Here is an 18630-nt window from a genome sequence, read left to right on the forward strand (position 1 = left end):
TTTGCCCAAAGATCGTTACGATGCGACTGTGGCAGCAGCTTGCTTGCCAAAATACAGCTGTTTTACGAAAGGAATAATGCTATGAGCAACACCCCCAAACCGCGCCAAGGTCGCCAGCGAGTACGTGAAAAGCGCTCGTTTTTGCCATTTTATTTACTGCTCGGCTTAGGTGGTATCGTTGGCTTAACTTTTGTGTTTATTCAAGCCTTGCAAGCTCCGGTTGCTCCGCCGAGTGCCAGTATTCCAGTACGGCCTGTGATCAATGCAGCCGTTGGTCAAACCTCGGAAGGCTATTGGTATAAGGGCGATCCCAATGCTCCAATCAAGGTGATTGAATTTGCTGATTTTGAGTGTCCTGGCTGTCGGCAACTTGAGCTTGATTTAGCCAATGCCAATTTTGATGCCGAATATATTGAAAGTGGCAAAGTCCAATGGATTTATCGCGAGCTTCCTTTGCGTAGTATTCATAAAATGGCCCAATATACGGCTGAAGTAAGCCGCTGTGCTGGCGATCAAGGTGTCTATTGGCCGGTACACATGGCGCTTTACGATAGCCAATTGCAATGGACCAATATTGAAAATCCGCAGCCACTGATTCTTGATGCGGCAGTCAAGGCTGGAGCCAACCTTGGTAAGTTAGAAGATTGTATGGATGCACAGACGCATACGGCAGCAATCAACGCTTCATACGATTCGGCCAAAAGCTTAGGCCTTGATCAAACGCCGACCGTTTTTATCAACGATGATCGGATTAATTTTGTAGGCAATTTTTATAGCGATTTAAAAGTAGCGATTGATGCGAAATTAAGTGTTACTCCCTAGGAGGCGTATGATGGACGAACGTCCAGATTGGCCGCGCATGGCCATGGCTTTTTTGGCGCTTGGCGGCCTGATTAATTCAAGTTATTTAACCATTCACCGTTTGCGACCAACCCAGAGTGCCCCGTTGGTCTGTGGCGTGGTTGGCAATTGCGAAGCTGTCCAAGCTAGCAAATACAGTGTTTTCCCGCCGACCAATGGCATTCCGGTGGCGTATATTGGCTTCGTGGGCTTTTTACTCTTGTTGGTGCTCAGCGTGCTGAGTTTGCAGCGATCGCAGCTTGGGCGGTTTAGCCTGCCAACAATCAACTTGGTGTTGGCAAGCGGCGGGCTGGCATTTTCAGCCTATCTAACGGCAATTGAGGCGTGGGTGCTGCACGAATGGTGTCAGTGGTGTATCATCTCGGCAGTTGTGGCAGTGCTATTTTGGGCTTTAGCTGGGTTTGATTGGTGGCAAGCCCGCCGATTAACTGCTACGGAACAACTCGACCCTGCCAACGCGACTGCGGTATAATACAGATTATTATTCAAGTAAGGACCAGCGTTTATGGCGCATTTTGAATCGATCTTTAGTGTGCGTTTGTGTCACCCTGAAGATGCTCCTTTGCTCGCTCCGTTGATTTCGGCTTTAGCTACGGAAGAAGGTGTCACGCCACCCGAACCTGAAGCTTTGGAAGAGATTATTCGGGCGATGCTGACTACTGGCTTTAGCGATTTTGTGATTGCTGAGCGTGGCCCCAACGAAGATGAAGTTGTGGGTTGTATTCAGATTAATTATCGGCTTTCGACCTGGGCCGCCGCGCCCTATGCCTATTTAGAAGATTTTTACCTTGTGCCCGAGGCGCGTGCTCAAGGGATTGGCACCAAATTGCTCGATTATGCCTGTCAGCGGGCCGAGGGCAAAGGCTGCCAAAATGTACAACTTGATGTGCGTGAGGCCAATAAAGGCGCAATGCGTTTATATGCCCGCTATGGCTTCAAAGTGACCAACAGCATGATTTGGAAACGTGCTAAGCCAGAGTGCGAGCACGATTACAGCGCCGAAATCAACGAATTGGTCGATCATTTACGTGGCAATGAGGAAACGGAGGCAGCCTAGTGTGGAGCATGCGCATCGGTAATGTCAGCGGTATCCCGATTAAATTGCATCTCAGCTGGCTGATTTTGGCTGGCCTGAGCATCTATAGCTTTGAGCAACTGTTTACGCTCAATGGGCAATCGGGCTTACCGCTAGCCTTGCTTGGCACATTACTGCTGTTGTGCTCAATTGTGCTGCATGAAGTTGGTCATGCCCTGATGGCTCGGCGGTTAGGCTTGCGAGTAACCGCAATCACGCTGTTTTTAACTGGTGGCCTAACCGAGCTAGCCGATGATGTCGATTTGCCGCAAAGTGAATTTAAAATTGCCTTAGTTGGCCCGTTGGTCAATGTTGGCTTGGCAATTGCCGCCTTCGTGGGGGCTTGGTTTTCCCAAGGAGTTTGGGCTAGTTTTTGGGCCACCTTGGCAATTATCAATGGCTTGTTGGCGGTGTTTAATTTACTACCTTGTCATCCGCTCGATGGCGGGCGCGTGCTCCGCTCGATTTTCTGGTTTTTGAATGATGATCTGTTGCGAGGCACGCTCCAAGCCAGCATGATTGGGCGCTATCTTGGTAATGGCTTGATGATTATCGGGCTGGTGGCTTTGTTTAGCAATGCCTTAACTGGTAGCTTGCTCTTGCTGATGGGCTGGATGACTAATCGGGCTGCGGTCAGTAATTTTGTGCAAACAACCCTAAACTACACCCTTAGCCGAGCCTTAGTTGGCGAAGTGATGACCCGTAGTTTTCGCACAGTTTCGCCGCATTTAACCCTCGATTTATTTGCTGGCCAATATTTGCTGGGCCAAGCTGAGCCTGCTTTTCCAGTCGTACACTCCGAACGCTTGATCGGCATGATCAGCGTGCAACATCTGTATCGCTATGCCATGGGCGAATGGCGCAGCATCTCGGTTGGCGATGCCATGACTCCAAAGGCTGATCTGCCACGCCTCAACGTTGGTGATAGTATGCAAACTGCCTACTACACCATGCTCGGCCAGCGTTACGATAGCCTGCCCGTAACCGATGGCGATGCTGTTGTGGGGATTGTGCGCCATCGCGATGTGGTAGCCTTTGTCCAGAGCGCTCTCAAAATCAAAGTTTAAATCCAGATGGGAACTACAATGAGCGATTTTGAATGGCCGCCAGAGCTTGTCACCACAATTGATGGCTTGGCCCAAGGCGGCGATGGAGTTGGCCGCTACGCTGGCCGACCGGTGTTTGTGGCGGCGGCCATGCCTGGTGAGCAGGTGCGGGTGCGCCTAACCGAGCGCCGCAATGGCTGGGCACGTGGGGTTTTGCTGGAGCCACCAAGCAATCCGGCAGCTGAACGAGTTATTCCAGCATGTCCGGTCTATCAGCGCTGCGGCGGCTGCGATTGGCAATATCAAACGATTGAAAGCCAGCGCCAAGCCAAACAAACGATTTTGGCCGAGCAATTGCGCTTTGTAGCTCAGACCGATCAAGCCGAGGTTGCGGCTACGGCGGCAGGCGAGCCATGGCATTATCGTTCGGTTGCTCGTATCCATGTTGATGGTCAACGGATTGGGTTTTACGCTGCTGGCGGTCGCCAGATTGTCGAATTTGAGCAGTGCTTGATTATCGATCCACGCTTGAATGCGGCGATTGAACGGTTAAAACCTTTGTTGCCCTTAGTTGGTTTGCGTGAAATTAGCTTGCGCCTGAGCACCACTGATGGCACGATCCACGGCCATTTGATGGGGCAAGGCCAAAGTGCTTGGCGTAGTTGGGCACGGCGTTGGATGGTGGCTGATGCCACAATTGCCGGAGTTTCTTCGGCGACCCGCGAGGGTTGGATGGCCTTGGCAGGAGCCGAATATCTGTATGAGCAATTGGGCGATGTGCGTTTGCGGATTACCCCAACCAGCTTTTTTCAAGCCAATGTTGAGCGGGCGCGGGCAGTTTTGCAGCAGATCGAGCGTTTTTTGCCGTTGAATAACACCACCCGTTTGCTTGATGGCTTTTGTGGAGTTGGCACGTTTTTGTTGCCTTTGGCACATAAAATTGGTCATGGCTGGGGGATTGAGGAACATCCGGCGGCGATTCGCGATGCTCAGGCCAGCGCCAAAGCCAATCAACTTAACAATTTGACCTTGAAAACTGGCAAGGTTGAGATAATTTTGCCCCAACTCAAGCAGCAATTTGATTTGGCGATTGTTGATCCGCCACGGCGTGGCGTTGAGCCAGTGGCGTTAAATGCTCTGATTGCTGCCCAACCAACCATGATCGCCTATGTTTCATGTCATCCTGGTACGTTGGCACGCGATATTAAAATTTTGCAGGCTGGCGGCTATAGCATTCAACATGCGCAGCCCTACGATTTCTTTCCGCAAACCAGCCATGTTGAGAGCTTGGTGTTGCTCGTCAAAGCCTAATGATTAGCCCTCACCCCAACCCCTCTCCCACTGCGGCGGTAGAGGGGCGTTTTTAATTTGGGTTCCCCTCGTATATCACAACGGGTTAGGGAATGTTCACTTTGCAATCAGTCGAATATTGGTAATTTCGGAGATATAATCGTGGCCGTTGGCATAAATCTCGAGGTGCGAGATGCGGCGCATATTGCCAAGATCATCTTTGAGATCGAGGGTTTGATCAGTCCATTGGCGATAGGGCAACTTGAGCGAACGAATATATTCTTTATTCGAGATACTGCCTGGGCCAGCATCGTCGCGGGCGTAAAAGCAATAGGTGGTTGAGCCAAGTTGGTTGGCGGGATTGTAGTAGAAAACTGCAATCGCCAAAGCACATTCTTCGCCAATGTCACCCGCCCGATTGAGCGATTGCTCATAAATTCGCCCAGTAAAGCTCAATTCAAGTTTGCTATACGAGGTTGTATCGAGGTCAATTGTTTGGGTGATGCCTGTGCGAAAACTCTTGGTATGGTCGATGCCTTCGCTAATGTCACGATGAAATTGCGCTACGTTGATTAACGGGCGCAAGCAATTATTTGGCTGCTCGGTGCTCCGTTGGGCACAGCCGCCAACCACATAAAAATAGCCATCTTCCTCGGCTTCAGGCGAATACAACGAGCCAAATACCCGCCATGTATCAGCCCGCACAATATCGGTAACCGAAACTGGCACAGTCGCATTATTGTTATATTCTTGGGCCGTAAACTCGGTAAAGTTGCTATCGCGAGCTAATTGCCATTCGGCAGGCTGTGGTTGCGATAAGCGGCCTTGGGCAATTTCGAGCTTTTGTTGGTTGGTGATGCTGCGGCTCTGGCTGCTATAGGCCAACGTGATGCCACCTTGTTCAACCACATATTCGCTGATCGTGGTTTGTTTGAGCCGTTTACGTTCGCTAGCGCTGGTGGTTGGTGCATTGGCATCAAGCAAACGCACGCGATAGGTTCCACCTGGTTTGAGCAAAGCCTGCTCGACACTATAACCAGCCTGCTGCACAAACACGCTGAAATGTACATCTTGATATTGTTGCGAGGCGACCGAAGCCAAACGCAAGCGCACCAAGCCCGATTCCAAGCGCAAGGCTACTTCTTGGTTGCGCGAGCTAAACCGTGTGGTCTGAACTTTTTCAAATACCACACTTGTGCCAGCCCACAGATCAAGCTTGCTGCCATCGAATAAGGTGATTGTGGCGGCGATGCCAGCTGGTGCTTTGCTGCTGACGTTAATTCGATCGCCTTCATAGATGATCGTTTTGGGCGGCGTGGGTAGTTCAGGCTGAACCATGCCAGCCCGAATAATTTCAATCCCACTCACATAGGTATCAAGCGTGCCTGGTTCAGCTGGCTGAGTGCGGGCAAAAGCCTTGACGCGCCATGCCAAATAGCAACTACTCGCAATCACAAAACAAAACGCCAGAAAGCCCAAAATGATCAAGCGCCAAGCGATGCGGGTATATTCTTCGGTTGAACGAACGGTCACGCCGCTCATGCCTTGTCCCCTTGGGTGCGTAACGAGTTTAAACGAGCAGCACGGCTGGCTTCACGCACAGCATGCGGGATAGTTTGGAAGCGGCTGAGCCAATCATCCATAAAGCTTTGATAGCGATCTTGCAGAATTGCTTCACGCGCTTGTTCCATCAGCCGAATCAAAAAACGCAGATTATGTAGGGTTGCCAAGCGCAGCCCAAGCACTTCCTCGGTGCGGAACAAGTGGCGCAGATAGGCGCGGCTAAAACGTTGGCAGGTCGAGCAATCGCAGGTTGCATCAATTGGCGCATCTTCGCGGGCATATTTGGCATTGCCAATATTCAAGCGCCCTTCGGGAATAAATAAGGCTCCATTACGCCCCAAACGAGTTGGCAGTACGCAATCAAACATATCGACCCCACGCGCCACGCCTTCGAGCAAATCTTCGGGCGAGCCAACACCCATCAGGTAGCGCGGCTTGTTGCGCGGTAGCAAAGGTGTAGTTTCTTCGAGCATGCCATACATTTGATCTTTGGGTTCGCCAACACTCAGGCCACCAATGCCGATACCAGGCACATCTTGTTGGGCGATAAAGCTCGCACTTTCACGGCGTAAATCGGCCTCAACCCCACCTTGGACAATCCCAAACAAGGCTTGATCGTCACGGGTTTTGGCAGCGATACAGCGCAATAACCAGCGATGGGTGCGCTCCATGGCGGCTTTGGTATAGGCATGGGTGGTTGGTTGCGGGGCACATTCATCGAAAGCCATAATAATATCAGCGCCCAATTTTTCTTGAATGCCAATCGCGCTTTCGGGGGTAAAGCGATGTTTCGAGCCATCGATATGCGATTTGAAAGTTACGCCATCTTCATCGATTTTGCTATGTGGCCCCAAGCTAAACACCTGAAAGCCACCCGAATCGGTCAGAATTGGCTTAGGCCACTGCATAAAACGATGCAAACCGCCCATTTCAGCCACCAAATCGGCACTTGGGCGCAAATACAAATGGTAGGTATTCGATAAGATAATTTGCGAGCCGATCGCCTCTACTTCCAAGGGATCAAGCGTTTTAACCGTGGCTTGCGTGCCAACCGGCATAAAGACAGGCGTTTGAATAGTGCCATGCGGCGTGCTGAATTGGCCAGCCCGCGCCTCACCATCGCTATGTTCAAGGGTGTAAGTAAAGTTGTTCATAATGTGGACAATTATAGCGCTATTTTGGCTGACTGAAAAAGCTCTGAGCATAAGGATTTGGTAACAAAAACCAATCGGTTGAGCGCCTGATTTGATCTGCACTAGTAACCCGATTGTCAGCATGGGCTTGTGATTGGTAGGCTAGGCCATGTCACTTGGAGCACCAAAAATATACTGAAAGGATGGCTAATGTCTCCATTAACTCCTGCGGCGGTTGAGCTTGTGCAGCAAACCTTTGCCGAGGTTGGCCGCAATCCACAACAATTGGTCGAAGCGTTCTATGGGCAATTGTTTAGGTTGGCTCCCGATTTTCGGCCTTTGTTCCCCGAGGATATGAGCGAGCAAAAGAAGAAGTTGTTACAATCGTTGGTCTTGGTGGTCAACAATCTCAAAAAGCCGGAAGCAGTTTTACCTGCGGTACAAGAGCTTGGTCGTCGCCATGTGGATTATGGGGTCAAGCCCGAACACTATCAAACAGTTGGCGCGGCCTTGATTTGGGCTTTAGCGCAACAGCTGGGTGAGCAGTGGAATGCCGAAGTACAGGATGCGTGGGTTGCCGCCTATACCCTCGTTGCCAATGTGATGATTGAGGCGAGCCAAGCCTAATTCAACGAAAGTGAGAAATCCGCCGCCTGTTCGAGTGGAACGGGCGGCGAGAAGAAGTAGCCTTGGCCTGCTTGGCAGCCAAGTTCACGCAGCACTTGAATATGCTCAGCGGTTTCGATGCCCTCGGCAATTGTGGCCAGTTGCATGGTTTGGGCCAAATTGATAATGGTGCGCACAATCGCTAAGCTACGCTGATCTTCGAGCGCTGCTTGAATAAACGAGCGATCAATTTTGATTGTATTCAGCGGAAAACGATGTAAATAGGTTAATGATGAATAGCCAGTGCCAAAATCATCAATATGTAAATGCAAGCCAAAATTACGCAAGGCATTTAAAATTGGTTCAGCCCGTTCGGTATTTAATAATGCGCCTTCGGTAATTTCTAAATGCAATTGTTGGCGTGGAAATTGATAGCGCTCGAAAATTGATTTAAGCGTTGGCAACAGCTGGCTATGCAATAATTGGCGTGGCGAAAGATTAATCGCCAAGGTCATGTGCTGCATCATCGGGTCGGCTTGCCAACGCGCAAGCTGTTCGGCGGCAACTTCCAACATCCACCAGCCCAATGGAATAATTAAGCCAGTTTCCTCGGCAATATCCAAAAATTGGCCAGGTGAGCGCAAACGGCCATCGGGATGTGCCCAACGAATCAAAATTTCAAAGCCTGTGCAATGGCTATGCTCAAAGTCGATAATTGGCTGGGCAAACAGCCGAAATTCTTGGCGTTGCAAGGCTAGGCGTAAGGCTGTTTCGTTGTGCAAACGAGTGCTAAAATTGGCATACAGGGTTTGATCAAAAATTTCGATGCCGCCGCGACCGGTGTGTTTGGCTCGATAGAGCGCCAGATCAGCGTTGCGCATCACGGTTTCAATCGGCACTTCACTGGTGATTAATTCCAAGCCAATGCTGACATTACAGAAAATTTCTTGGCCATTTTCGATCATAAATGGATCTTCAAAAAGCTGGCGAATGCGTTGTGCGGCATTGAAGGCCGCAGGCAAATCGGGCAGCCGATCAAAAAAGATCGCAAATTCATCGCCATCGAAACGCGCCACGACATCGCCAGGCAAATAGAGGGCACGGCGTAAACGCTGGGCAATTTCAGTCAGCATCGTATCGCCGATGTGATAGCCCAAGCCATCATTGACCATTTTAAATTCATCGATATCGAGCAAAATAATCGCAAAGCTATAATCATGATGATGGCGTTGGTATTCTAACGCCCGCGATAAATGTAATTGAAATGAACGGCGATTAGGTAAGCCAGTTAATGAATCATGCAGCGATTGATAATACAACGCCTCTTCCATTTGTAATTGGGCTGTGTGATCGCGCAAAATCACAATTGCCCCATTATTTTGGCCGTCGTTATTGAGCAATGGCGTAACATGTTCTGTGATTGAGGTTGCATGACCATCACGAGCATGCAAATAACGCTCAAAGGGCAAGGCAAACACTGGTTCGTTACGCAGCGCTGACTCAATCACATCGATTCGTTGATCGTTGAGACTGCTGCGAATCACCACCACTTGATTAAAATCCTGCTGGAGCGCACTGCGATAATCCCAGCCGGTCATGTGCTCGGCGGCAGGATTGATCCACTGAATTTTGCCACGCTGATCGATTGCCACCACGCCATCGCTGACATTGGCTAACATCGTTTGCATCCAAACCTCAACACGGCTAAGCCGCTGGGTCAAATTGCTGCGTTCAATGATCGTTTTGAGGGTGAGCACAAGGCTTTCGGTGCTAATTGGCAAGGTCAAAATATCGATGGCGGTAGGTTGATTGGGCATTTGGGTGGCTTGCTCAGTGGTTTGACTTAAGTAGACCACTGGAACTGGACAGGGTTGCTGATTAATTTGAGGCACAAAATGCAGCGTTGCCAACACCAGATCAACACTCTGCTCGCCAAGCAGGTATGCTGCGGCTTCCCATGTGTTCAGGTGGGCCATAACGCTGCAACCAGCCGCCGTCAATTGAGTGCTGAGGTCTTGAGTGCTTGTAGGCGTATGATCAAGAATCAAGATTCGTGGATTACTCATGGGATGCACTCCAATGGAAATCGTTACGCTGGCACAGGTACTCAGCCCATGGAGCGCGTAGATCAAATGTGTCGCAATACCATGCCACCTCACCAACACTGTTAATTAGTATTGATGCAAAATAGGCCAAAATTTTGGAGTGGATTTAGCCAATTTATCTTAGGTATATCATGAACTTGCTGGAATTTATAGCTAGTTGCATGGATATTCCTTAAAAAGTAGTAAAAGTAGCCAATCGTGGGCATAAATGTGGATGAATGATGCCAGAAGTGAACGGCGTGGTTCAGCCTCAAATCTAAGGTTTGATCATCTTAGCATAGGCTGTGCCAAAATTTGGGGGGATTTAAGTGGTAGTGTTGGCCTCAACACTACCACTTGATTGGCTACTGTTTGAGCATCGGAATATGCACGTTGCGCTCTTGGGCCACAGCAATTGCTTCATCGTAGCCAGCATCAACGTGGCGTACCACGCCCATGCCAGGATCGCTGGTGAGCACACGTTCTAAGCGTTGATCGGCTTCGGCAGTGCCATCAGCCACAATTACCATGCCAGCGTGTAGCGAATAGCCGATGCCAACGCCGCCGCCATGATGTACGCTGACCCAGGTTGCGCCATTGACCGCGTTGATCATCGCATTCAAAATGGGCCAATCGCCAATCGCATCGGAGCCATCGCGCATAGCTTCGGTTTCGCGGTTGGGCGAAGCGACTGAGCCACAATCGAGGTGGTCGCGGCCAATCACGATTGGCGCACTTACAACTCCATCGCGTACTAGTTTGTTGAATAACGCGCCAGCCTTGGCCCGTTCGCCATAGCCCAACCAACAAATTCGGGCGGGCAAACCTTGGAATTGTACGCGCTCTTGGGCAGCGCGAATCCAGCGATGCAAGGCTTGATCCTCTGGGAACAATTCGAGCAAGGCTTCGTCGGTTTTGGCAATATCGGCGGGGTCGCCCGAGAGTGCGGCCCAGCGGAATGGCCCTTTGCCTTCGCAGAACAATGGGCGAATATAGGCTGGCACAAAGCCAGGGTAAGCAAAGGCGCGATCGTAACCTGCGGCCTTGGCTACACCACGCAAATTATTGCCATAATCAAACACGATCGAGCCAGCATCAGCAAAGGCAACCATGGCTTTCACATGCTCAACCATCGAGGCGGTTGAATGCTTGACATATTCTTGGGGGTCGCGTTGGCGTAATTCAAGTGCTTGCTCAAGGCTCATGCCTGCGGGCACATAGCCTTCAAGCGGGTCGTGGGCACTGGTTTGGTCGGTCACAATATCGGGGCGCACACCACGTTTATACAATTCGCCAAAGACTTCGGCGGCATTGCCCAACAAACCAACCGAAAGCGCTTTGCCATCGCGCACCGCTTCATCGACCAACGTCATAGCTTCTTCAAGCGTATCAACCGCCACATCGAGATAGCGCGTATCCAAGCGGCGCTGCATGCGCTGACGATCAACTTCAACCACCAAGGCCACGCCATCGTTCATGGTGACGGCCAGTGGTTGTGCACCGCCCATACCGCCAAGGCCAGCGGTGAGCGTCCAACGACCGCGCAACGAGCCACCAAAATGTTGGCGGGCAATTGCGGCCAGCGTTTCATAGGTGCCTTGTAAAATTCCTTGTGTACCAATATAAATCCACGAACCAGCGGTCATTTGACCATACATCGTCAATCCGGCTTGCTCCAAATCGCGGAAGTTTTCCCATGTGGCCCAATGCGGCACGAGTATCGAATTGGCAATCAGCACCCGTGGGGCATCGCGATGGCTGCGAAACACAGCAACTGGTTTGCCCGATTGTACCAACAAGGTTTCATCATCGTTGAGTTCTTGCAACGAACGTACAATCGCATCGAAGCATTGCCAATTGCGGGCAGCCTTCCCCGTGCCGCCGTATACAATCAAATTCTGTGGATCTTCAGCTACATCAGGATCAAGATTATTCATCAGCATTCGCAACGCTGCTTCTTGCGCCCACCCTTTGCACGATAATTCTGAGCCGCGTGGTGCACGCACAATGCGCGATGAAGTCATGAGACAGTTCTCCTTGTACACAGGATTGTCGGTTGGCTCTATGATAGTTGATTTTGTTGAAAATAAGAACATAGAGCAAAGAACATAGAACATAGTATAGGGGTCAGGGGCTAGTTGTCAGAGATCGGTTTTAACGCAGAGGTGAGAACATTGGTAAGGATGAAGAATGGGGGATGAAACCAGTGGAAAATGCACGAACAATCGCATTCAAACCCTTCGCGTCCTTAGCGATCTTCGCGGTTCCATTCTTCGTGCTCTTTATGGGTCAAAAACTCCTTATCCCTAGCCCCTGCCCCTCGTTCCTAATTCAATCATTGACAGCGGCAAATTGAAACCGTTACAATACCAAGCAACTGTGCAAGCTCTTGTCAACCTCTAGAAACCGGAAGGACTCCAATGCAGATTCGTGTAGTACAAGGCGCTGTTGCTCAACAAGCCGATGCCATTGTTGTTGTTGGTACATGGGCGAATGAGGAACTGCCTGCCAGCGTTGCTGGTTTAATTGAAGCGAGTGATTGGTCAGGAAAGTACAAAAAAACCATTTTGCTCTATCTTGGCGCACAAGCGACAGGTATTCCCGCCTTCGCCAGCCGCCGGGTGCTGTTGGTTGGTTTGGGCAAGCGCGAATTATGGAATGCTGAACGTGCTCGCATTATCGGGGCAATTTTGGCTCAACGGGTGCGCGATTTAGGCCTGACGAGCTATAGCCTGCCCTTGCTTGGGAGCGAGGTCTTGGGTGTTAGCCGTAGCGCCGAGGCTTTGAGCGAAGGCGCATTATTGGGTGCTTATCGTTTTGATGGCTTTAAAACCTTGCCCGACGATTTTGTGCCAGCCGTTGCTTTAGAACAAGTGACGTTGGTAGCCGAAGCTGAACTGGAAGCAGCTGAATTTGGCGCGAAATGGGGTATTAGCTTGGCCCATGGGGTCAATCTTGCCCGCGATTTGGGCAACAATCCGCCAATTGTGGCAACGCCAACCTACTTGGCCGAAGCCGCTCAAACGATCGCCCGCGATTATGGCATGACCTGTTTGGTGCTCGACCACGACCAACAAAAAGAGTTGGGTATGGGTGCATTGATTGGGGTTGCCAAAGGTGCGGCTGAGCCAGCTAAGTTCATCGTTTTGGAGCATGGCCAAGCAGAGCCAGGCAAACCAACGATTTGTTTGGTCGGCAAGGGCATTACCTTCGATACAGGCGGGATTTCGATCAAGCCAGCCGATAACATGGACAAAATGAAAATGGACATGCAAGGCGCTGGCGCGGTGATTGGCACGATGGAAGCGGTTGGGCGCTTGAAATTGCCAATTCACGTCGTGGCCTTGGTGGCGGCAACCGAAAATATGCCTGGCAGCAATGCCTACAAACCAGGCGATATTCTCAAGGCCATGAATGGCGTAACGATCGAAGTGCTTAATACCGATGCCGAAGGCCGTTTGGTCTTGGCCGATGCCCTTTCCTATGCCCAAAAATACAATCCCGATGCGATTATCGACCTTGCAACCCTGACTGGCGCGTGTGTCGTGGCGCTTGGCTCGTATGCCGCAGGCGCAATGACCAATAATCCAGCCTTGTTGCAACGGGTGCAGCAAGCCGCCGAAGGTTCAGGTGATCGGGTTTGGGAACTGCCATTGTGGGATGAATATCGCCGTCAAGTGCGCTCCGATGTTGCCGACATCAAAAATACTGGTGGCCGCAACGGTGGGGCGATTACCGCTGGGGCGTTCTTGAGCCACTTCGTTGGCGATTATCCATGGGTGCACTTGGATATTGCCGGCGTGGCATGGACCGAAGATCAACCCAAGGAATACAACCCTAAAGGAGCAACCGGCTATGGGGTGCGCCTCTTGACGGAATTGCTGCGCGAGTGGAGTGGCGTTTCGTTATAGCGGGAGTGTGGTCTATGGCTGGGACAATGCGGGTCACATTTTGGGGTGTTCGGGGTAGCTATCCGGTTCCCGGGTCGGATACTGTGCAGTTTGGCGGCAATACGCCATGTGTCGAAGTCGAAGCCAATGGGCATACGATTATTCTCGATGCGGGGACGGGAATTGTACGCCTCGGCAATGATCTGTTGCGGCGAGCCAAAGAGCGCGGCGGCCCGGTGCGGGCAACCTTGCTATTTAGCCATATGCACCATGATCATACTCAAGGCTTTCCATTCTTTACTCCGGCCTATGTTGGCTCAAGTATTTTGAATATTTTCGGGCCACGGGTGTTCGAGCGTGATCTTGAGGAAACGTTGGCGCATTCAATGTTGCCACCAAGTTTTCCAGTGTCGTTGGGCGAAATGAACTCGCTGAAGTTTATGCGCAACATGACCGAGACCGATGTATTGCTGTTTGATGCCCATCAAGATACGGTGACGGTCAAGAATTTTTACCATGATCAGATTGCTGATGATCCTGATGTGGTGCAGATTCGAGCCATGCGTTCGTATGCGCACCCCGAGGGTGTGTTTGTTTATCGGGTGCAATGGCAGGGTAAGAGTGTGGTCTATGCGACCGACACCGAAGGCTATGTCAATACCGATCAGCGCTTGGCGGCGTTTGCTAACCAAACCGACTTGTTGATCCACGATGCTCAATATAGTGAAGCGCATTATCTTGGCCACGCTGGTTATAATGCGACCCAAGGCTGGGGTCACTCTACGCCGCAGATGGCGTGTGCGGTAGCCATGGCTGCGCAGGCCAAACGCCTCGTCTTGTTTCATCACGAGCCACGCTACAATGATGCGATGATTCGTGAATTGGAGCAGGCTTCGCAGACGATTTTTGCCAACACCACTGCCGCCTACGAAGGCTTAACAATCGAGATCTAACTGAATGGATTCAAGGCCAATCGTGGTATGCTGAGGCTACTACGATTGGCTTTTTTTGTTGATGAGGAGCTGGCATGTCTCCACGGCGCGATGTCCGAGTTGAACGCACGGCGCAGATTATCGAAGCAGCAACCCGCTTGTTTGCTCAGCATGGCATCGATCAAACTAGCATGGATATGCTGGCCAAGACCGTTGGCATGAGCAAAGGGGTCTTGTATTGGTATTTTGAGAGCAAAGATGCAATCATCCTCGCGTTGTTGGAGCAGTTATTCAATCAACCACTGTTGGAAGTGCAAGCGCTGTTGCAAGCTCCTGAATCGACTGCTCAACGTTTGACTCAACTCACCACCAATTTGGCCGCCGCATTGGAAGAATTACACAGCCTTGTGCCATTAGCGCAAGAATTGTATGCCCTTTCGGCTCGTAATAATGGCGTTCAAAGCTTTTTGGCAAGCTATTTTCAGCGCTATCGGGCTAGTTTGGCGGCGTTAATTCAGCAAGGCCTTGAGCGCGGCGAATTCAGTTCAATCAACCCCGAGCAAATTGCCTGGCATTTGGCAGCGCTCTACGAAGGCTCAACCGTGCTGTGGCTGCTAGAGCCAACTCCCCAGCGTTTGACTGAGCAATTGCAAGCAGCCTTGCTGCTATTGCTCAAGGCAATTGTTGTTCGTCAAGATTAATGCGAGTTGGCTGAATGAAGAACAAACCTAAACCATTCAGCAAACTAGCGCCACCCATGACGAGCGCAGTCGTTCCAGAGAGCGCTTCAGCGTACAAAGTATTAAACGAGGCGATGATTAGCGAAGCCGCTAGCCAACTAACCAGCATTGTTGGAATCCAATGCAGCATGCGATAGCCAGCTTTGCGTAAAATCCAGGCTTGAACACTGCTTATTACCAAACATGTGATGGAAACTGAGATTAATTGTGGTTCTATCCAGTGGACGAAGGGATTGCTTGTATTAGAAGTACGAAACATCGAGAAGAGAAGATGATCGATACTCAGCATATTTTTCGCAATGCTCACTGCACAATATGCCCCAAGCGTTGCCCTAAACCAGTGTTTGAACAAGTTTGGATCAATTGTCCGTTTTAAAATCCAAGCCTGACCATAGCTCATACTCCCAATGCCGATTAATGTGAGGATAATTATCAAGCCAAAAAGAAATAATTCGCCGCCATCAGGATGATCTTGGTAAAAGTAGGGTATTACTAGGGCATACAATACCAGTGCTGGAATATGCACACCTATCCAATAAAGCCATGTAACGATCGGAATATGCAGCCGTCGTGAACGTGCATGGGCAACCTCATACATTGTCAACCTCTTTCTCGAATTATTGGAGCTGTTTTAGCTAAATTTTTGAAATATAAATTATTCAGGAGTATGATTATTCAGATTTCGAGATTCTTGTAGGTTATCAACAGATTCTTGGTTTATTAGAAAATTTGATGATTCACCATCTCTTCTTGGAACTTTATTATCAACACGGCATATATGTTTAGATATATTTATGGTAATAATTGCAATGATTTTATCTTCATCCTCTATGAAATTCAAATGGTAATTTGGCGGTGCTGGTTCAATTTGAGATATCATATCCTTTATATCGCGTGAGAAATCCTCTCGTTCTTTAGGAGTTATTAGATTTTCTATACCTTTTATCTCTTTAGTTTTATCATCAACCCCAATTATAAGCATTCCCCCTCGTTTATTAGCAAAGGAAGCTACAATTTTCGCAATTTTCTTCTTCATTTCTGCTTTTACTTTAGATTTCGAAACTTCTCTTAATCCAGCTTTTAATTCTAACGTCTCACTTTCGCCTTTTTCAATAATTTTTCGAATGTCATCAAAAGTCACCAATTGGGAAACATTAATTAATATAAGAGTATCTTCTTTTATCTCTAAACCACACCTTGAACAATGTTCAGTGATTTCTTCAATAGGAGTTTCCTGGATAACATCATGAATAAGGCCAAAATCTTCGTATACTGTTGAGGAATAAATTCGTTGATTGGATAGTCGAGTCCATCCTAATGGCTCATCATCCAATGGAAACTGAAAATCGAAAATTAAGCCACAGTGAGGACACATTAAGCGTTGTATATTAAATAAATCTGGTTGTTTGTAATATGATTCGTCAATTGCATGAATTTGTGATATAGCCATATAACCTTCCTATTCATTTATATAATTTACGAGATAGTCGTATGTATTAAATCTTTCCACTTACCAACGGCTTTTGCATCAACACATTGGGAATCGTCACGCGATCAAGCCATTGGGGCGAACGATAGACGGTGCGATAGCCCAAGCGCTCGTATAATTTGGTGGCTTGATGGTTATCGACAATCACTTGTAGTTGTGCTCCTGCTACTTTACGCGCCACTAATTGCTGCTCAACTGCCTGCATAATTGCCGCGCCATAGCCTTGGCTGCGCTGCTGCGCTCGCACGACAATCCCATGAACATAGGCGTACTCGGGGTTGAATTTGGGCGGTGGCATAAGCATCGAGGCCGCAACGGTGCTCAAAAGGTGCAAGGTATGTTTCAAGCCAATCAGTTGCACCGCCATATTCAGCGTGCCACGTGGCACCCGATCGGGGGCTGGTTCGTTGGGAAATTGAATTCCCGCCATGCCCACAATCTCGCCAGCTTGATTGAGCGTCAAATAACGCCCCCGCACTCCGGCAAAATTATTGGCATGCAAGGTGTAGCGCAACAAGGCTTGGCGCTGGCTATCGGCTCCGCGCAACGAATCGGGCAATTCAGCATCATACAAATCGAGCAAAAGCTCGCCCAAAATTGCCAAATCGTTGGCATTGGCTGGACGTAATTCTACGCTTGGTTGGGTTTGGGTCATTCTTAGCTCCGTCCCATTGGGCGAATAGCTGGCTCGGCCAAAGCCCGATCTAAACCATCGCCAGCATGGATGCGATAAACGGGCACACGCAGTTCGGCCAAGCGGACAAAGGTTGGTTCAGGGTCACGCCAGCCGCCAAACGATTTACCATCGAGAAACATAATCGAAGCGCGTGCGCCACGATAGACCAAACGTTGAACCGCCGCCACCCAACGTTCATCGAGCGCGGCGGTGATGATCAGCAGCGAGGCGTTACGGCCAAAGCGCTGGCTTTCAGCAGCCAATAATTCAGCTAATGAGATATTGCTGGTGGCATGCAGCATCGCCAATGGCTCTAGAATTTTGTAAAGCTGGCGGGCTTCGCGCTCAGGCAGGATAATTTCGCGTTGTGCACCGTAGGTCAATAAACCCACACTGCGATTGAGCCGCAACAGATGCCGTGCCAACGAAGCTGCCAAGGTAATGCTATATTCCTCGGTGGTATTGGGAATCGCGATTTTGCCTTGCAAAGTTTTGATAATCGCCGGAATTGCTGCATCAGGCTGGCCATGGTGAAACCGTTCTTCCATGTCCAAAATAATCCAAACATCTGCTGATGGATCAAGCTCAAATTCCTTGACCATGAGATTGCCAGTTCGCGCTGTCGAACGCCAGTGAATCCGGTTGAAGCTATCGCCTGGCACATATTGGCGCACAGTCGAAACATTTGGCGTAACGTGAAAGGTGCGCGAACGCACATCTTGCCCGCCAATGAGTTCGGCGGTTGGTAGCTCAAATTTTGGTAAATCGACAGTGGCGGGATACACCAACAGATCATGGGTCAGATCGACCATTTTATGCAGTTGGAAGATGCCAAAGGGGTCGCCGCTGCGCACCGAAACTGGCCCCAAACGCCATTTGCCCCGCAAGGTACAGGGCGTGCGCACCATCCAGCGCCGTTTTTCGCGGCCTGGAATATAGCTCACAAAGCCCGAGCCATGCGAAGGCAAATCGGAATGATCGCGCACTTCGACCCAGAGTTTAGGCACAGGCCAAGTATTGTAGATCGTAATTCGTTCGCGCACAGTTTCGCCAACTTGAGCGCGAGTGGTGCTCGATTCGCGCTCGATCTCCAGCCCTTCGAGGTTGCTCCAAGCCCAGGCATAGGCGATGACTAACAAGCCTAGCATGGTATAGGTCAAGTAGTAAAAGAAAGAAATATTACTCGAAAGTCCGGTCAGAAATAGCACTACGGCCAAGCCCAAAATGCCTAATGCCCGCATATGC

The 18630-nt window shown here is 49.9% G+C and carries 17 protein-coding genes; 9 read left to right on the top strand and 8 right to left on the bottom strand.

Annotated elements, in window-relative coordinates; all coding sequences use genetic code 11:
• Positions 1-81 precede the first annotated feature (81 nt).
• Genes ABEB26_RS20345 through rlmD form a run of 5 tightly spaced genes read left to right on the top strand, consistent with a single transcriptional unit; the run spans position 82 to position 4293 of the window.
• Positions 82-822, top strand: coding sequence for a DsbA family protein (locus tag ABEB26_RS20345; protein ID WP_345723900.1), 741 nt, complete (start codon positions 82-84; stop codon positions 820-822).
• Positions 823-829: 7 nt separating this feature from the next.
• Entirely contained in the window at positions 830-1333 is a 504-nt protein-coding gene (locus tag ABEB26_RS20350; RefSeq protein ID WP_345723901.1) for a vitamin K epoxide reductase family protein, read from the top strand.
• Between the two features lie 33 nt (positions 1334-1366).
• A complete protein-coding gene (locus ABEB26_RS20355) occupies positions 1367-1918 on the top strand; it encodes a GNAT family N-acetyltransferase (RefSeq protein WP_345723902.1) in 552 nt (183 codons plus the stop codon).
• A gap of 8 nt (positions 1919-1926) precedes the next feature.
• Positions 1927-3003 carry a site-2 protease family protein gene (locus ABEB26_RS20360; RefSeq protein WP_345723965.1) on the top strand — a complete coding sequence of 359 codons (1077 nt, stop codon included), beginning with the start codon at positions 1927-1929 and terminating at the stop codon, positions 3001-3003.
• Between the two features lie 18 nt (positions 3004-3021).
• On the top strand, positions 3022-4293 hold the full coding sequence (rlmD, locus tag ABEB26_RS20365; RefSeq protein WP_345723903.1) for a 23S rRNA (uracil(1939)-C(5))-methyltransferase RlmD: 1272 nt from the start codon (positions 3022-3024) through the stop codon (positions 4291-4293).
• 96 nt (positions 4294-4389) lie between these two features.
• Here the strand turns inward: rlmD and ABEB26_RS20370 are convergent, their stop codons facing one another.
• Complete coding sequence (locus tag ABEB26_RS20370) at positions 4390-5814, bottom strand: hypothetical protein (protein ID WP_345723904.1); 1425 nt, start codon at positions 5812-5814, stop codon at positions 4390-4392.
• Complete coding sequence (gene tgt, locus ABEB26_RS20375; RefSeq protein ID WP_345723905.1) at positions 5811-6989, bottom strand: tRNA guanosine(34) transglycosylase Tgt; 1179 nt, start codon at positions 6987-6989, stop codon at positions 5811-5813. The genes ABEB26_RS20370 and tgt overlap by 4 nt, the downstream gene beginning before the upstream one ends.
• A gap of 189 nt (positions 6990-7178) precedes the next feature.
• Between tgt and ABEB26_RS20380 the strand changes: the two genes are divergently transcribed.
• A complete protein-coding gene (locus tag ABEB26_RS20380; protein WP_345723906.1) occupies positions 7179-7595 on the top strand; it encodes a globin family protein in 417 nt (138 codons plus the stop codon).
• Here ABEB26_RS20380 and ABEB26_RS20385 read toward each other — a convergent pair.
• Positions 7592-9640, bottom strand: coding sequence for a putative bifunctional diguanylate cyclase/phosphodiesterase (locus ABEB26_RS20385; RefSeq protein WP_345723907.1), 2049 nt, complete (start codon positions 9638-9640; stop codon positions 7592-7594). The two genes, ABEB26_RS20380 and ABEB26_RS20385, sit on opposite strands and share 4 nt — an antisense overlap.
• 383 nt (positions 9641-10023) lie before the next feature.
• Positions 10024-11682 (bottom strand): urocanate hydratase, encoded by a 1659-nt coding sequence (gene hutU, locus ABEB26_RS20390; protein ID WP_345723908.1) that lies wholly within the window; start codon positions 11680-11682, stop codon positions 10024-10026.
• A 396-nt stretch (positions 11683-12078) separates the two neighbouring features.
• Here hutU and ABEB26_RS20395 point away from each other — a divergent pair, with 396 nt between their 5' ends.
• From ABEB26_RS20395 to ABEB26_RS20405, 3 genes are all read left to right on the top strand, one after another.
• Positions 12079-13569, top strand: a complete 1491-nt coding sequence (locus ABEB26_RS20395) for a leucyl aminopeptidase (RefSeq protein ID WP_345723909.1) — start codon at positions 12079-12081, stop codon at positions 13567-13569.
• A 14-nt stretch (positions 13570-13583) separates the two neighbouring features.
• Positions 13584-14501, top strand: a complete 918-nt coding sequence (locus ABEB26_RS20400; protein WP_345723910.1) for an MBL fold metallo-hydrolase — start codon at positions 13584-13586, stop codon at positions 14499-14501.
• A gap of 74 nt (positions 14502-14575) precedes the next feature.
• Positions 14576-15181: a TetR/AcrR family transcriptional regulator gene (locus ABEB26_RS20405; protein ID WP_345723911.1), complete on the top strand. Its 606-nt coding sequence runs from the start codon at positions 14576-14578 to the stop codon at positions 15179-15181.
• Here ABEB26_RS20405 and ABEB26_RS20410 read toward each other — a convergent pair.
• From ABEB26_RS20410 to ABEB26_RS20425, 4 genes are read right to left on the bottom strand one after another with little or no spacing between them, the layout of a single operon-like run.
• Positions 15153-15818 carry a hypothetical protein gene (locus ABEB26_RS20410; protein WP_345723912.1) on the bottom strand — a complete coding sequence of 222 codons (666 nt, stop codon included), beginning with the start codon at positions 15816-15818 and terminating at the stop codon, positions 15153-15155. The two genes, ABEB26_RS20405 and ABEB26_RS20410, sit on opposite strands and share 29 nt — an antisense overlap.
• A 57-nt stretch (positions 15819-15875) precedes the next feature.
• Positions 15876-16670 carry an AlbA family DNA-binding domain-containing protein gene (locus ABEB26_RS20415; protein WP_345723914.1) on the bottom strand — a complete coding sequence of 265 codons (795 nt, stop codon included), beginning with the start codon at positions 16668-16670 and terminating at the stop codon, positions 15876-15878.
• A 46-nt stretch (positions 16671-16716) separates the two neighbouring features.
• Positions 16717-17364, bottom strand: a complete 648-nt coding sequence (locus tag ABEB26_RS20420) for a GNAT family N-acetyltransferase (protein ID WP_345723915.1) — start codon at positions 17362-17364, stop codon at positions 16717-16719.
• A gap of 2 nt (positions 17365-17366) precedes the next feature.
• Complete coding sequence (locus tag ABEB26_RS20425; protein WP_345723917.1) at positions 17367-18626, bottom strand: DUF58 domain-containing protein; 1260 nt, start codon at positions 18624-18626, stop codon at positions 17367-17369.
• Positions 18627-18630 lie beyond the last annotated feature (4 nt).

The organism is Herpetosiphon gulosus (genome assembly GCF_039545135.1).
GTDB classification, from domain to species: Bacteria; Chloroflexota; Chloroflexia; order Chloroflexales; family Herpetosiphonaceae; genus Herpetosiphon; species Herpetosiphon gulosus.